General features: G+C 45.6%; 12 protein-coding genes. 10 read left to right on the top strand and 2 right to left on the bottom strand.

Annotated features, from left to right (window positions below; translation table 11 throughout):
- Window positions 1–4 precede the first annotated feature (4 nt).
- The 3 genes from G9U52_RS28405 (at window position 5) to G9U52_RS28415 (ending at window position 3,382) form a co-directional block, all read left to right on the top strand.
- Window positions 5–931, top strand: a complete 927-nt coding sequence (locus G9U52_RS28405) for a hypothetical protein (RefSeq protein ID WP_166154042.1) — start codon at window positions 5–7, stop codon at window positions 929–931.
- Window positions 932–1,244: 313 nt separating this feature from the next.
- Window positions 1,245–2,084: a phosphotransferase family protein gene (locus tag G9U52_RS28410; RefSeq protein ID WP_166154043.1), complete on the top strand. Its 840-nt coding sequence runs from the start codon at window positions 1,245–1,247 to the stop codon at window positions 2,082–2,084.
- Between the two features lie 143 nt (window positions 2,085–2,227).
- Window positions 2,228–3,382 carry an oligogalacturonate lyase family protein gene (locus tag G9U52_RS28415; protein ID WP_166154044.1) on the top strand — a complete coding sequence of 385 codons (1,155 nt, stop codon included), beginning with the start codon at window positions 2,228–2,230 and terminating at the stop codon, window positions 3,380–3,382.
- Between the two features lie 188 nt (window positions 3,383–3,570).
- Here the strand turns inward: G9U52_RS28415 and G9U52_RS28420 are convergent, their stop codons facing one another.
- A complete protein-coding gene (locus tag G9U52_RS28420) occupies window positions 3,571–5,298 on the bottom strand; it encodes an ABC transporter ATP-binding protein (protein WP_166154045.1) in 1,728 nt (575 codons plus the stop codon).
- Window positions 5,299–5,432: 134 nt separating this feature from the next.
- Window positions 5,433–5,576 (bottom strand): hypothetical protein, encoded by a 144-nt coding sequence (locus tag G9U52_RS39440; RefSeq protein WP_207953263.1) that lies wholly within the window; start codon window positions 5,574–5,576, stop codon window positions 5,433–5,435.
- Between the two features lie 274 nt (window positions 5,577–5,850).
- Between G9U52_RS39440 and G9U52_RS28425 the strand changes: the two genes are divergently transcribed.
- The 7 genes from G9U52_RS28425 to G9U52_RS28455 all read left to right on the top strand — a co-directional run bounded on the left by G9U52_RS28425 (window position 5,851) and on the right by G9U52_RS28455 (window position 13,101).
- Complete coding sequence (locus tag G9U52_RS28425; RefSeq protein WP_166154046.1) at window positions 5,851–7,080, top strand: niacin permease NiaP; 1,230 nt, start codon at window positions 5,851–5,853, stop codon at window positions 7,078–7,080.
- A 68-nt stretch (window positions 7,081–7,148) separates the two neighbouring features.
- Window positions 7,149–7,571, top strand: a complete 423-nt coding sequence (locus G9U52_RS39445) for a phasin family protein (protein ID WP_207953264.1) — start codon at window positions 7,149–7,151, stop codon at window positions 7,569–7,571.
- Window positions 7,572–7,575: 4 nt separating this feature from the next.
- Window positions 7,576–9,252 carry an ABC1 kinase family protein gene (locus G9U52_RS28435; RefSeq protein ID WP_243767609.1) on the top strand — a complete coding sequence of 559 codons (1,677 nt, stop codon included), beginning with the start codon at window positions 7,576–7,578 and terminating at the stop codon, window positions 9,250–9,252.
- A 174-nt stretch (window positions 9,253–9,426) separates the two neighbouring features.
- Window positions 9,427–10,140 (top strand): cell wall hydrolase, encoded by a 714-nt coding sequence (locus tag G9U52_RS28440; RefSeq protein WP_166154047.1) that lies wholly within the window; start codon window positions 9,427–9,429, stop codon window positions 10,138–10,140.
- A gap of 646 nt (window positions 10,141–10,786) precedes the next feature.
- Window positions 10,787–11,566 (top strand): sulfite exporter TauE/SafE family protein, encoded by a 780-nt coding sequence (locus G9U52_RS28445; RefSeq protein ID WP_166154048.1) that lies wholly within the window; start codon window positions 10,787–10,789, stop codon window positions 11,564–11,566.
- A gap of 13 nt (window positions 11,567–11,579) precedes the next feature.
- A complete protein-coding gene (locus G9U52_RS28450; protein WP_166154049.1) occupies window positions 11,580–12,725 on the top strand; it encodes an MBL fold metallo-hydrolase in 1,146 nt (381 codons plus the stop codon).
- A gap of 55 nt (window positions 12,726–12,780) precedes the next feature.
- A complete protein-coding gene (locus G9U52_RS28455; RefSeq protein WP_166154050.1) occupies window positions 12,781–13,101 on the top strand; it encodes a rhodanese-like domain-containing protein in 321 nt (106 codons plus the stop codon).
- Window positions 13,102–13,125: the final 24 nt, after the last annotated feature.

Raw genomic sequence — 13,125 nt, forward strand, 5'->3', positions numbered from 1 at the left:
ATACGTGAAAAAGAAACCTTGGGTAAAGTGGTCTGGACGGTTGGGAAAGACGGTATTGGGCTGTTTGTTAGTAAGTCAAGTGATGACGGGCTTCACTCTGTTTGGTGGGTCTGAAAGCAAAGTAGAGGCTGCTGAACCGCTTGTTGTCAGTACATGGATGTGGAATCCCTTTGTGATTGAAAAGGATCAAGATATCACCCTGCAGCATTTAATGGACCAGCGTATTAATCGTGTTTATTTGAATATTGATTTGGATTATCTAGCTATCGACTACAGCAGCTTCATCCGGAAAGCGAAAGCGAAAGGGATTGAGGTTCAAGCACTTGGCGGCGCTCCGAACTGGGTGCTCCCCGAGCATAACAAAAAAATGTACGAGTTCATTGATTGGGTGAAGCAATATAATAACAGTGTACAGCCAGAAGAGCGATTCACCGGTATTCATTTGGATGTGGAGCCCTACGTATTGACGCAATGGAGACAGGATTCGGATGCCGTCATTGGCCTATGGATGGATACCGTCAGTGGATTTGCAGAAGAGGTAAAGGCCGATTCTGATTTAACCGTGGGCATTGACATGCCCACCTGGCTTGATTCCATCAGAGTACGGGATGGCTATGGAGGCATGACAACACTCCCTGAATGGTTGATCAGCCGGTTAGACCAAGTAACGTTGATGGCTTACTTCGACAATGCGGATAATATTTCACAATCCGTGCAGGATGAAATCAACGCAGCGGATCGGGTAGGCGTTCCTGTTCTAGTCGCTGTAGATACTGTAAACAGCGGGGAAGTAGGAGGCAGCTTCTTCAACAAGGGTCAAGTATTGATGAGGAACGAGCTGGCAGCGGTTGTGGGGAGCTTAGGAGATCATCCCTCTTTCGAAGGGTACAGCGTGCACGACTGGGATAGCTGGATGAAATTAGGCCAATAGTTTCCAGTTTTCGATATTCAAAGGGCAGGCTGCCATGGTAGCCTGCCCTTTTTGTTAAGCTGAGGGATACGACGTTTGGACAGTACACCCCTTAATCAAATACAATAAGTGTAGATACGGGGAGCTGATCTTCCATATCGCGGAACGATTGGAGGGTAACTGATATGATCGAAACCATGTCTCGATTGCATCATGTGGATGTTAGCTCGACTCAAGGCTTTGGCTGGGTAAAAGGAGGGCCACTATGGAAGATTTCATACAAACAGCGAACCGTTTTGTGAAGAATCACTTCGGTGAACATGCCCAAAATCTGGTGTCTCTGGCTGCCGGTGATTGGTCGAAAGCCTATTCATTCATGCTCGACGGGCATGAATTGGTGATCCGCTTCGGCGCCTATCTGGGTGACTTTGAAAAGGATCGTGTGATGGGTACATATTCCTCGGATACACTTCCGATTCCGAGGGTTCTTGAGGTTGGAGAGACGGAAAGCGGCTTCTACGCCGTATCCGAGCGGGTTTTTGGAAAGCATCTCGATGAGCTGAACGGTCCTGAGATACGACTTGTCCTGCCGCAATTGTTCGATGCCCTCTACGGACTTCAGAAACTTGACCTCATACACACACAAAGCATTGGCCTTTGGCGCCCAGAAGGGGCTGGTTCGAGTTGGGGATCCGAGCTTCTCTCTGTAACTGAGCCCAGGGCTCGACTAGCGGGCTGGCGTGAGCTGCTTGATGCCTCGCCTCAGGAGGCACAGGTCTTCGATGCTGGGGTAGAAAGGCTGCGTCAGCTCGTACCAAAGCTTCAGGAGTACCGAGGAATTGTCCACAATGACCTCTTGAACCGAAACGTGTTAGTGGATGGAGGGAGGCTAACTGGGGTGATCGACTGGGGAAACGCATTCTATGGTGATCCGCTCTATGACAATGCTTGGTTTCTTTACTGGTGGCCTTGGTATCCGGAATGGAAAGAGATTGACTTGCAGGAAATTCTAGACCTCCACTGGGATAAGCATGGAGGCCGGCCTGCACAGTTGGAGGAACGCCTTCTTTGCTGCCTCATCCACATCGGCCTCGACCATATCGCCTACAGCGCATTCCGGCAACGTCCAGATGAAATAAGGCGCCATGCCAAGCAATTGTTGACCTACATCTAGCTCTCTACTCGAACATCGAAACGGAGTGAATCCTTTCGTCTGCAAAAAAGTCTGATTGTCTGCAAGCTCACCATTCGTTACATTATTGGTAGCGGCCATCGCGAGAGCGCGGTCGTATGACGGACAAGGCGGTGTAGAACAGTATGATATGGGGAAAAGGGAAGGTATGGCCCTCCGAGCAGGAGCGATATGAGGACCCGAAAACCGGCGTGGCGGTCTGCCAGTTGACGAATTATAAAGGTCATAGCCGGCATTTATATTTTACGGAGAACGGTTGGTTCGATGGAGGGAGTAGGGTGCTGTTCGTCTCCGATCGTCAGAACTGTACCAATCTCTTCAGCTTGGAGCTTTCGACAGGAGAGATTACCCAACTCACGGATCTGGGCGGTGAGCATACGGATCTGAGCGTTTGTCTAAACCCTCTGGGGACACATGCATATTACCGGATGGGCCAGACGATCACCTCGATTGACCTCTCGACATTAGCTGAAGAGGTCATATTCCAGGGGATGGAGGACTTCCAGCTGGGTCAAGTGACCTGTATGGCTGACGGTGCGTACCTGGCAGTAGCGTTGTCAGAGGATTACTCGAAGCGGCTGCGGCTCGACTTGACCAACGGTTATGTCGGTCACCGGGAGCTAATGGAAGCTAAGCCGTTAAGTCGTATCGCCCGCATCTCAACGCGCCCCGGCGGCGGTTGGGAGATTCTGCATGAGGAGCATGCTTGGATCGGGCATCTGAACGCTTCCCCGACGCAACCCAATCTGCTAACCTTCTGCCATGAGGGACCATGGCATCTGGTTGATCAACGTATCTGGGGGATGGACCTCTCTACCGGCACGATATGGAAAATCCGAGAGCGTAAGGAGCCCTTGGAGCTCATCGGACACGAATACTGGCACGAGGACGGCGTACATGTGGGCTACCACGGTTTCAAAGCGGACCGCTCGGCCGGCTTCTTCGGCAAGGTTCGTTATGACAATACGGAGCTCGAAGAGGTGGGCTTCGAATTCGTTAATTGGCATGCTCACTCTTACGGATTTGAGCAGGTTGTCGTTGACGGTCGCTTCCCGCTGACCGATCTGATTTACTGGAAACGGGTGAACGGCGTGTTCAACTCGCCGCGTGTACTCTGCGAGCACCGCTGTAGCTTCCACTCGCAGCTGGTGCACGCCCACCCACGGTTCAGTCCAGACGGCCGGCAGCTGTTGTTCACAAGCGACCGGAACGGCTATGCCAACTTATATTTGCTAGATCTACCGGAAGACCCCGAGACACTGCCGCTGTTCGAAGGCTAGAACGGAAAGTACAAGAATGTGGAATATCGGTTAATGGAGTATTACGGAAACACTGGGATTTCCCATGCCTAAACGAGTTAATGGTACAAGTGGAAATGGTATGGGGACTAGGGGCTATCAAATGGGGACGGTAGTTGAGGAGCTTGTTTTCAGAAGCTCCTCAATTGTGATAGCACGAAAAGTATAGCTTAATTAAACTGCAAGTTATAGAACCTGGCATAGAGCCCGTTTTTCTTCAAAAGATGATCATGTGTACCTTCCTCGGCAATCCCTTGTTCAGATAGCACTATAATCCTGTCTGCCTTTTTGATGGTGGACAGCCGATGTGCAATGACAAAGGTAGTTCGGTTTTTAGCCAGCTGTTCAAAGCTTTCCTGCACGATTTGTTCACTCTCATTGTCTAGAGCGGAGGTAGCTTCATCAAATATAAGAATAGAAGGGTTTTTCAAAAATACACGTGCAATACTTATACGCTGCTTCTGGCCCCCTGAAAGCTTGACGCCGCGTTGCCCAATATAGGCGTTGTAGCCTTCCGGGAATCCCATGATAAATTCATGAGCATTTGCATGCTTGGCAGCTTCAATAACCTCCTCTTCTGTAGCATCAGGCTTCCCATATATAATATTCTCTTTAATAGTGCCCGCAAACAAGTACACATCTTGTTGAACGTGCCCAATATGATCACGCAATGACTTTAGCTTGATCGTTTTGATGTCAATACCATCAATATGTATCGTGCCTTCACTGGTTTCGTAAAAGCGGGGGATTAGACTGCAAAGCGTCGTTTTTCCAACTCCCGATGATCCTACAAGCGCTACATATTCACCAGGATTTGCCGTTATATGGACATGGCTAAACACATAGTTCGAGTCGCTGGCATACTGGAAGCCTACATTTACAAATTCCACTTTCCCTTTTACATGGCTTAACTCAATCGCAGCTTTTGCATCCGTAATATCTGGCTTGACCGCCAAAATTTCCATAAATCGTTCAAACCCCGCCACCCCGCCTTGCAGATTTTTGGTAAAGTTAACTACCCTTCTCACCGGATCAATCAGAGTGTTTATATACAATAAAAAGGTAATCAGCTCTGTTAGAAGCAATTGGTTGTTACTTACAAGAATAGCACCCACGATCACCACCGCAATATTCATAAATGAAATAAACCCAGTCAAGCCATTAAAAAACAAGGCCTCTACCAAGTAGCCATGCTTCCTGCTTTCCAGAAACCTGCCGTTACTGCTTCTGAATTTATCCATTTCGATGTCTTCATTAGCAAACGATTGTACGACACGTATTCCTGCCAGGCTGTCTTCAAGCTGCGAGTTGATGTCTGCGATCCGTTCCTTATTCTTTTTAAGAGCATCTTTCACCTTGATGCTATAGTGATAGGCAAAAATAAACATGATAGGTAAAATCAAAAAAATAGTTAAGGTGAGTATCCCATTGATGCTTGCCAATATAAAAAACGAGCCTATGATTCTCACCAGAGATATAACCGTGTCCTCCGGTCCATGGTGGGCGAGCTCTGAGATATCGAGTAAATCTGTTGTCGTTCGCGACATCAGCTCCCCTGTTCGGGCATTGTCATAATACTGGAAAGAAAGCTTTTGAAAATGTTGAAACAAATCGTTGCGCATGTCCGACTCCATCTTGGCTCCCATCGCATGTCCAAAATAGTCGGTGTAGAAGTTGCTGATGTACTCCACAACCATCAAAAACAGAAAGATCCCAACCATTTTAATAACTAAATCTGTAGTGATTCCCTCATCACTTATGGCATGTGTGGTAATTTGATTGACCAGCATGGGATACGCAAGTACGGTTACAGAAGCCAGTGCTGCAAAGAATAAGTCCGCAAACAACACCTTTTTATAAGGCTTGTAATAAGCTAAAAACCGATTCAACTTGTTCACGAATATTCCTCCCGTTTATGGAAACATTCCCTTTTGTATTCATGCTAGCTTCCCAATACCCAATTATCTATATAACAATTGATTATAACCAATTATTATCATCGTTAAATGATAGCTCCGGATGCAGGATTGAACTAAACATGCTGCGCGAGAGCAGCAGCGGATCCAACAGGCTTTAAAGGGTCAGCTTGGGGAACAGGCACCTTCACCGTATTACGACATCCAGCGGGATGACGCTTGAAGACATCGGGGCGTTTTTGAGCTTCACGTTGTATCATGAGGGCATGCATTTCAACTCGATTAAGCATTATAAAGTGTTGTTGAGCTCTTAGTTATTGAAGTGACCATCAACGAGGCTGTCGATTGCAATTGAATCGGCAGCCTCGTTGTGCTAACTATTTCATTGATATATCTTACCCATAAACCTTTTTACAGCTCACAAAGTGAATGGGAAGGCGAAAGATGGGTAAAGTGAGATATGAAGTGAAATTTTTCAAGGATTCATGTATGCGGGCTCCCTAACTTCGGGGAACTTAATGAAAGGTGGAAGCTATGGGCAAAGCAGCGGTACTCGAAGCACCGAAACAAAAGAAATTACTGTTTAGTGTCGGACTAAGCTGGCTTTTTGATGCGATGGATGTGGGGATTATATCCTTTATAGTAGCTGCATTAGCAGTCGAGTGGAAGCTTGGACCTGAGCAGATCGGCATGCTCACCGCTATCAACTCCATTGGAATGGCTGTGGGAGCCGCAGTAGCCGGTTCTCTTGCTGACCGATACGGCCGCAGGTCGATATTGCTTTGGACTTTGCTCATCTTCTCCATATCCAGTGGACTGTCCGCTTTAGCGACAAGCTTTGTGGTTTTATGCGTTTTACGCTTTACAGCAGGCTTTGGCCTTGGCGGTGAGCTGCCTGTTGCTTCAACCCTTGTTTCCGAGTCGATGCCCGTTAATGAAAGGGGACGTGCTGTTGTGCTGCTTGAAAGCTTCTGGGCAGCTGGCTGGATTGTTGCGGCCTTAATCGCATATTTCATCATTCCACTTTACGGCTGGAGGATGGCTTTTGCAATAGGTGCTGTTCCTGCCTTATATGCCCTCTATCTCAGGCGAACGGTGCAGGATTCGCCCCGTTATACTGCACAGCGCAGCGGCAGGTTATCGTTTCGTGACCGGGTGGCTGCTGCATGGTCAACGAAGTATCGCAGATCCACGATCACCTTATGGGTGTTATGGTTTACGGTCGTATTTTCTTATTACGGTATGTTTCTATGGCTCCCCACGGTTATGATGCTGAAGGGCTTTGGGCTTGTGAAGAGCTTTCAATATGTGCTTATTATGACAATTGCCCAGTTACCTGGCTACTTCACTGCCGCTTATTTTATTGAGAAATTCGGACGGAAGTTCGTGCTTGTTTCCTATTTACTTCTGACGGCGGTAAGCGCTATTTGGTTTGGCAACGCCGAAACAGTTGGTATGCTGATAGCATCGGGAATCTGCCTGTCTTTCTTCAACCTGGGAGCTTGGGGAGGTATGTATGCTTATACGCCCGAGTTATATCCGACTTCAGTCCGGTCAACAGGCGTCGGGCTTGCTGCCGCTTTTGGACGAATCGGCGGGGTGATTGGACCGTTTCTAGTGGGCATGCTGGTTGCGCGGGAGATACCTATCCACATTATCTTTATGATATTTTTCGTTGCGATTGTCATTGGAGCCTTAACGGTATTGTTCTTCGGCAAAGAAACCAAAGGTATAGACCCGGATCTTGAGCCAGCAAACAAGTAACATGGTCAAATTGGGGTAATAAGAATCAGGCAGAACACTAATTCGATGTATTGAGGGAGGAAAACACGATGAATGAACTATTAAAAAAAGTATTTTCACTAGGGCTAGGAGCGACAATTGCCAGCAAGGAAAAAATTCAGCAGGTGGTTGATGAGCTGGTAGTAAAAGGAGAGCTAGGTCAGAATGAATCCAAGGATCTCATAGATAATCTGGTGGCCAAAGGGGAGGAACAAAAGGATTATGTCAAACAGATGGTAAGGGATCAGGTGAAAAAGGTACTGGACGAGCTGCAGATAGCGACCAAACAGGATCTCAAAGACCTTGAAGCACGCCTTAAAGCATCGGGAGCGGGTGCTGATCCTGTATCGATTAAGGATCCGACAACATTGGCTCCTTCAGCCAATTCGATCCTAATTGTAGATTCAACATCGAGTGAAGAGAGCTCTGTGAATCCACACAAAACACACCCGAATCCTACGCAGTCTCTGTAAGCTGATGATCAAAATTCGTCATACCAAACGTTATCGTGAAATTGCTGTCGCTCTTGTAAGGCATGGCTTCGGTTATATGGTGGAAGAGCTGGGATTATTTCATCTGCTGACTTTTCCCAGGCTGGGATTGAGGAGAAGGGAGCATGCTGCTGCATCAGCCAAAACTATGGAGGTGCGAATCCGGCTGGTTCTGGAACAGCTGGGACCTACCTTTATAAAGCTGGGACAGCTCACCAGCACCCGCAACGATCTGCTCTCCAAGGAATTGATCCATGAATTGGAAAAGCTGCAGGATCAGGTTCCGCCTTTCTCCTCAGAGCAGGCGCGAGCCATTCTGCAGGAGGAATTACATAAACCCATTGAGGAAGTTCTGATGGAGTTTGATGATCAACCTATCGCCGCTGCTTCAATAGGTCAAGTTCACTTTGGACGGTTGCTGACTGGCGAAGCCGTGGCCATCAAGATTCAGCGCCCCTTTGTTAAAGAAATGGTAAATCGTGATCTGGAAATATTAGCGGATTTGGCGGAGCTTGCGGAGCGCCGTCTGGATTGGGTGTCTCGCTACCGCATCCGGGAGATGATTGAGGAGTTTTCCCGATCATTGAAGGAAGAGCTGAACTACGTTACGGAAGGAAAGAATGCAGATAGTATAGCGCGGCAATTTATACGGCAATCAACGGTTATCATCCCCAAAGTTTATTGGAAGCACACAACCTCCAAGGTGCTGATCATGGAATATGTTGAAGGCATCAAGTTGAATCAATCCGAGGAGCTGACCGCCCAAGGGTATGATAGGGAACTGATCGCCAAACAATTCGTTAATGCGATGATGCATCAGATATTAATTGAAGGCTTGTTTCATGCCGATCCCCATCCGGGAAACGTATTTGTTTTACCGGAGGGCCGACTGGCTTTCGTTGATTTCGGGATGGTGGGGCGTCTGGATCCGGACATGAAGTATCATCTTTCTTCACTGATTATTGCGATTATGCGAAAAAATACAGATAGTATCATCAGGTCGATCTTACGGTTAGGGCTGGTCTCGGAGGAAGTCGATATGACAACACTCCGCAGGGATTTAAACCAGCTTAGGGAACAGTATTATGACGTTCCCTTTGCTCAGGTCAGCTTGGGTAAAGCTTTAAACGAGCTGTTAATCATCGCAAATCGTCATCATATTCTGGTACCTACTGATTTAACGCTGTTGGGAAAAGCTTTGCTAACGATTGAAGGTGTGACAGAGAAATTATATCCTGAAGGACGGCTGATCGACATGGCTGAGCCCTTTGGCCGGAAGCTGGTTAAGGATAGAATGAGCTCGGGTCAAATACCCAAACGATTCTGGCGTAATCTGATTGAGCTCGGAGACACATTTCTTGAGTTGCCCAAGCAAGCGAATCAGCTGACGAGGATGATCCGCACCGGGAAGCTGAGGATGGAGATAGGCTTGTCGGAAATTGATCTGTTGATGAGAAAGCTCGATCAGGTAAGTAATCGCATTTCATTCAGTATTGTGCTGCTATCATTCAGTATCATTATGGTCGGTTTGATTCTGGCAGCCGCTTTAGGGAATGAAAAGTTGTTCCTTTGGCATATTCCAGTTATCGAAATAGGGTCGGTGGTGGCGAGCCTTATGGTTATATATCTATTATATTCGATCATCAAATCAGGAAGAATTTAGGTGATTTTTCGAGCTTAAGCATTCAGGTACTATATACATGGTTAGAGTCCAAACCATGCACATTTGACATGCTTTAGCAAGATAATACCAATATAACCAACATTTTGCCAAAGACAAATCGATAATTATGATCTTTAATAGATAAGTATCGTTTTAACAAAATGGGGTGATAGAATGAGAAAGCCAGCAGCGAAAATTGCTACTCTGCTGACCGTAATCATTTCCTTCTTCCTTGTCGTTCCTGCAGAGCATGCAGATCAAAGAATGATTGTAGCGAATAAGCAAGCAATTTCCGAAGTGTCATTGCCTAGCAGTACGTTTATTCAGAAGGAAAGCGGAAATCAGGTTGACAACTCGTTGAAAGATAGGAAGCTTATACTGGAAAAGGTAGAGAAGGTAACAATCTTAAGCGCCGAACCTATAACAGAAGTGCCGATAGTACCTAATCCAAACGTAGAAGCTTCAAATCCTCCGAAGTTGGAAACTCCTAGTCTAAGCTCAACGACTGAAAAGAAAAGTATATCAGACAGTGATAAGGAGTTACTTGCAAGGCTTGTTACAGCCGAAGCGAGAAATCAGCCGTATTTAGGTCAAGTGGCGGTAGCTGCCGTTGTTTTAAACAGGACAGAATCAGATAAATTTCCTGAAACTATTGAAGGCGTTATTAATGCTAATAACGGAAAGGTGTACCAATTTTCCCCTGTAAAGAACGGCTCAATCAATAAGCCTGCTATTGAAGCGGCGGTTCAGGCGGTTGAAGATGCTTTAAATGGCAGCGATCCAACGAACGGATCCTTATATTTTGCGGAATTAAAAAGCGCAGCACATGTACCAAACCGAAACGCTAATGTTACGGTGAAGATTGGCGATCACACTTTTTATAAATAAGAGCGTTGGGGGTATATCCCCCTTTATTCTTATCGAAAGAATAGTCGCACGCTCCGGTTAGCCTGTCGGCGAAATGAAATGCAATCGTAAATATTAATCGGAAGCCGATTCATACATGAATCGGCTTTTTTTTGCGTCCAAAATTCAAGCTCCTTGCCAGTACGAAGCCCAGCCTTCGTACGTCTAAGGAGCTTACATAAAATGAATGAAGCGAGCTATAGGCTCACCACATCTTTCAAAGTGTGTTTTGGATGGATACGTCGACCTTTGCCGCGTTGTCTTCGCCGATTTCTTTAGATATTAGATGGTAGCTAGCGGAGGTAATAATATTCATTTCCCATGCTAATAGGTGTTCAAAGAAATCTATTGAATTTTTAGATGCTATTCACAGCCAGCTTACATGCACTGACTGACGAAGTAAATCCTTGGTTTATTCCAAGTAAGCTGGCTGTGTGCGTCTATTTTTGCAAAAGGAAATTATTGGACGAATGCAAGAGGTTGACGAAAAAGCATAAATCTTTTATAGTATCGATATACCCATACGGGTATGTGTATTATATTATGTATCTGAATAATACCGGTGTGGAATAAGTGCTCAGCCTCAGAGCAAACTAATTCAGATTATATTTAGAAAGGCAGGAACCCTATGGATTTGACATGGATTCTAACCATTTTGGCGATAGGATTTATGGGTTCATTTATTTCAGGGATGGTGGGAATCGGAGGCTCCATCATTAACTATCCGATGCTGTTGTTTATTCCTCCTGCACTTGGATTCGCAGCTTTTTCTGCCCAAGAGGTGTCAGCGATTAGTGCAGTTCAAGTTTTCTTTGCAAGTTTGATGGGAATGCTTGTCTTTCGAAAAGGAGGATTTGTTCACAAGCAATTAGTTATCTACATGGGTATTTCCATTATGATTGGCAGTCTTGTAGGAAGCTTTGTTTCGAATTCCCTGCCAAGCTCTGTTATTAATATGGTTTATGCGGTATTGGCTCTAATCGCGGCAGTCATGATGTTTTTACCGAAAAAGGGAAGTGATGCTCAAGACGTTAGTCAAGTTACCTTCAACAAGATTTTAGCTGTTTCTCTTGCGTTAGTTATAGGTCTGGTAGCAGGTATAGTAGGTGCTGCAGGAGCCTTTATCACCGTGCCTGTTATGCTGGTTGTTCTCAAGATTCCGACAAGAATAGCGATCGCTTCTTCCTTAGCTATTACTTTCATTTCATCCATTGGCTCGACAACAGGCAAGCTTATGGGCGGTCACATGCTTTTGGTTCCGTCGATTCTACTGGTGATTGCGAGTTTGATTGCTTCACCGCTTGGAGCAAAACTAAGCAAAAAAGTCAATACGAAAATCCTGCAATGGGTTTTGGCTGCTTTGATCGTAGCAACCGTCATTAAAATATGGATTTCGATTTTACTCTAGGGAGGAAAAAATAATGACAAACCAAGTTGAGTTGCAAGGAATGAGTGCTGCTTCGTTGACTCAAAAGATTTTGAACCATGAGCCGATTTTTATTTTAGATGTTCGTAATGAAAGTGGCTTTAACGATTGGAAGATTGAAGGTCATCATGTGCATGTTATGAACACACCATACTTTGATTTGATTGATGGGGTAGATGCTGTTCTTGATCAAATTCCAGATAATCAAGAAGTTCTTGTAGTATGTGCCAAGGAAGGCTCCTCAAGATTTGTAGCGGAACAATTGGTTGAGCAGGGCAAGTCTAACATTTCATATCTGATAGGTGGTATGAAGTCTTGGAGCGAGCATTTGGAACCCGTTAAAATTGGTGGTATGAAAGATGGAGGTGCGATCTATCAGTTTGTCCGAATAGGTAAAGGCTGCCTATCTTATATGGTGATCTCAAATGGTGAAGCAGCGGTTATTGATGCCGTTCGAATGACAGAGGTATTTGAGGAGTTTGCAAGAGAACACAAGGCAACAATCAAACATACGATTGATACGCATCTTCATGCTGACCACATCTCTGGTGGTCGACAATTAGCCGAGAAAACGGGGGGGTCATACTGGCTGCCGCCTAAAGATGCAACGGAGGTTGTTTTCCCTTTTGAGAAGCTTGAAGAAGGAAACCATCTAGTCGTAGGCAATACGGAAATTAAGATACAGCCGATTTATTCGCCTGGTCACACCATTGGAAGTACATCATTAATTGTTGACGATCACTACTTACTGTCTGGGGATATTCTGTTTGTGAAGTCTATTGGTCGTCCTGATTTGGCTGGCAAAGCCGAGGATTGGGTTGCAGACCTCAGATCAACCTTGTATGAGCGTTATAAGCAGCTATCAAATGATTTAATCGTGCTCCCTGCTCATTTTGGTAAGGTGACGGAGTTGGGTGCTGGTGGTCAAGTTTCAGCACGCCTGGGTGACTTGTATCAAGAAAATCCAGGGTTAAACATACAAGATGAGTCCTTATTTAGACGGACGGTTACTGAAAATTTGCCGCCGCAGCCGAATGCCTATCAGGAAATACGGCAAACGAATATGGGCAAAGTGACTCCAACCTATGAAGAACAACGGGAAATGGAAATTGGACCCAATCGTTGTGCGGTTCATAATTAAGCGGATTTGATATTAGGTTGTGTGATTGTAATTTTATGATAAGGAGTGAGACTGAATGAATGGTAAAGCCTACAATGAACTATTGCCAAACGAAGTTCATGATCGAATGAAAAGCAAAGAAAATGTCGCGATTATTGATGTACGAGAGCCTGATGAATGGGAGTCCGGTCATATTCCAGGCGCTAAACATATTCCACTAGGTCAAATTACCGGTGCACTTAATGAAATAAATCCAAAAGAAGAAACGATTGTGGTTTGCCGCAGCGGAAATCGAAGTGGTAAAGCGTGTGAATATTTATCTTCACTGGGTTTTAAAGTCCTTAACATGTCTGGCGGTATGTCAGCATGGTCTGGGGATATCGAGATTGGGAAATAAGCATGATATAAAATGGGAGGTATG

Source organism: Paenibacillus agricola (assembly GCF_011440305.1).
Lineage (GTDB): Bacteria > Bacillota > Bacilli > Paenibacillales > NBRC-103111 > Paenibacillus_S > Paenibacillus_S agricola.

What these genes read in the sequence shown, in the direction of transcription:
- G9U52_RS28415 (WP_166154044.1), top strand. Translation starts at nt 2,228, where the DNA reads ATGATATGGGGAAAAGGGAAGGTATGGCCCTCCGAGCAGGAGCGATAT.
- G9U52_RS39440 (WP_207953263.1), bottom strand. Translation starts at nt 5,576, where the DNA reads ATGATACAACGTGAAGCTCAAAAACGCCCCGATGTCTTCAAGCGTCAT.
- G9U52_RS28425 (WP_166154046.1), top strand. Translation starts at nt 5,851, where the DNA reads ATGGGCAAAGCAGCGGTACTCGAAGCACCGAAACAAAAGAAATTACTG.
- G9U52_RS39445 (WP_207953264.1), top strand. Translation starts at nt 7,149, where the DNA reads ATGAATGAACTATTAAAAAAAGTATTTTCACTAGGGCTAGGAGCGACA.
- G9U52_RS28435 (WP_243767609.1), top strand. Translation starts at nt 7,576, where the DNA reads ATGATCAAAATTCGTCATACCAAACGTTATCGTGAAATTGCTGTCGCT.
- G9U52_RS28440 (WP_166154047.1), top strand. Translation starts at nt 9,427, where the DNA reads ATGAGAAAGCCAGCAGCGAAAATTGCTACTCTGCTGACCGTAATCATT.
- G9U52_RS28445 (WP_166154048.1), top strand. Translation starts at nt 10,787, where the DNA reads ATGGATTTGACATGGATTCTAACCATTTTGGCGATAGGATTTATGGGT.
- G9U52_RS28450 (WP_166154049.1), top strand. Translation starts at nt 11,580, where the DNA reads ATGACAAACCAAGTTGAGTTGCAAGGAATGAGTGCTGCTTCGTTGACT.
- G9U52_RS28455 (WP_166154050.1), top strand. Translation starts at nt 12,781, where the DNA reads ATGAATGGTAAAGCCTACAATGAACTATTGCCAAACGAAGTTCATGAT.